The following is a 2,218-nucleotide window of genomic DNA, read 5'->3' as shown; positions in this document are numbered from 1 at the left end:
CCTGTCTCCTTATTTCCTGGACTCACAAACTGGGACTACTCATGCAGTTTGACCGATACCAAAGCCGCCTTTCGATCGTGGAAGAACGACAATCATCCCTTTCTCTCTCTCAACCGGCCGCCGGAGAAGTCGGTACTACCCTACCGGTGCGTGGTACCTCAAAGCGAGGCTCCGCATTCTCGGCTTCCCACTCGCGCCACGCCGCCCACTCATCCCACTCCTCCGCGGCTGGGTCGGTCGCTTCCGGATCCACCGCACCGGGCACAACGGCGGTCACGGCCGCCTCATCCTCTTTCGCCCAGTGGTCATAGTCATCCGGCGGAACGGCCGTACCCCAACTAAGCGGAACTGACAACCCGCCCAGCATCCCCGACTCACCCCGCTTCGCCGCCACCGCGTCGGGCGGCAACGGCGGACCAAGAGGCAAAAGCACGCTGTCCCCTTCCAGTACGGATTTAAAAACTTATGACTCGATGGCCACAAACAACCACCAAGCACTCCGCATCGTATGACAATGCGGGCGTCAATACTGCCATTTTCAGATATCTGTGGGCGCAGACAGGACAGTCCGCCTCAGGACGACGTCGTCCACGTCGCGCAGGCGTCACCAGATTGTCCCATTGCCGCCAGCGCGCCGCCAAGCTGGCGGGCCAGACAGGCGCGACCGGGCAGCAGCCACGTGGCCATATCTTTGGCAAAGCAATGCATTCACATTCGTTGGACGTGCTTCAGCAGATTCCGCTGGGAATCCCGCGAACCGGCACGGACTCCTGAACTGGCGTCGCCTGCGGATAAGGCACCCGGTAGGGCAGCCCCTCGTTGAGAAACCCTAAAACCGCGTTGGGCACACATTTGGCGATCTTCGGCAGTTGACGAACCGGGTGGCCCAAGTTGGGTGGTGACGGGTTAGGCGGGGCGGCGAAGTTGAATGTTGACGTCATGTCCCCGGTCACGCCGGCCCGCCACGCGGTCAGATTGGGCACCGGAACCCCGAAACGCTTGCCGATGAGTTGTAACTGTGAGGTGTGGTCGAACCGATCGTGAACCATCAGCCCGCCGCAGCTGTAGGGCGAGATGACGAAGCAGGGAACCCGATAGCCGAGGCCGATTGGCCCACGGATGCCGCCGGAGCCGTCGACCTTGTCGATGTCAACGCTGTTGGGAATCCACTCGCCGGGCGTGCCCTGCGGAGCCGTCGGTGGGGTGACGTGGTCGAAAAACCCGCCGTGTTCGTCGTAGGCGATGATCAGCGCGGTTTTCTCCCATACCGCGGGGTTGCGAAGCAATGCCCGGATTAGATTGACAATCGTCCAGGCACCCACCGCAATCGGGAAGGAGGGATGTTCGGACTCTACGGTCAGCGGGACGACCCAGGAGACCTGTGGCAGCCGGTTGTTCATGATATCGAGGACGAAGTCTCCGGGGTAGGTCGGAGCAATTCCGTAGCGGGCCAGGTCCGATCGGGGATCCCCGGCCTGCTTGAAACTCCCAATGTAGCCGTTGCGGCTCAACGTGGTGTCGTTGAGCGGGCCGAGCAATTTGCTGTTGTAGACCTTCCAGCTGATTCCGGCGTCGCTGAGGTTCTGCGGCATGAGGCGCCAACTGAAGGTCAATTTCGGCTGAATGGACGGCTCGACTATCTGCGGTCCGCCTTGATCACCGTCGGGGTTGACAGTGCCGCTAATCCAATACAGCCGATTCGGCATCGTCCCGCCCAAGAGCGAAGAATGGTAGTGGTCACAAATGGTGAACGTGTCGGCCAGCAGGTAATGGATCGGTATGTCTGGACGAGCATAGTAACCCATCACCACAGGAGTATTCGCCACGGATCGGGTCCTGGCTTGCGCAGCAAGCCAGCCATCGTTGGCACCGCCGTTCCATGACAAATGGGCAGCTATCCATTGGTGGTCAGGGTCATTGACACATTCGCCGACTCCGTTGGGACCCCGGGTCGTATCGATGCGGTAGGGTAACGTAATTCCGGCAGGGTCAATCGCTTGAGTCTGCGGATTCCATCCCTGCTGCTGGAATAGCGGTGTCGGGGTGTCGAAACCGTTCACTCCGGAGAGCGTGCCGAAATAGTGATCGAATGACCTGTTCTCCTGCAAGCACAAGACGATGTGTTCGATGTCGGTCAGCCGGCCCGAACACGAGCCGGCCGCATAAGCCTTTTCAATCACCGGAGCGGCCCAGTCGGTGAGAAACGCCGCCGCGCCTG

The 2,218-nt window shown here is 60.6% G+C and carries 2 protein-coding genes; both read right to left on the bottom strand.

Going from position 1 to position 2,218, the window contains the following annotated elements:
• Nucleotides 1-109: 109 nt before the first annotated feature.
• A complete protein-coding gene (locus F0Q45_RS25510) occupies nucleotides 110-433 on the bottom strand; it encodes a hypothetical protein (protein WP_262491183.1) in 324 nt (107 codons plus the stop codon).
• Nucleotides 434-728: 295 nt separating this feature from the next.
• The coding region (locus tag F0Q45_RS25505; protein WP_188113167.1) for an alkaline phosphatase family protein at nucleotides 729-2,218 on the bottom strand (1,490 nt) is incomplete at its 5' end.

The organism is Mycobacterium simiae (genome assembly GCF_008370645.1).
Lineage (GTDB): Bacteria > Actinomycetota > Actinomycetes > Mycobacteriales > Mycobacteriaceae > Mycobacterium > Mycobacterium simiae_A.
The sequence above is the reverse complement of the archived record's forward strand: the minus strand, read 5'-3'. Positions and strand labels throughout refer to the sequence as shown.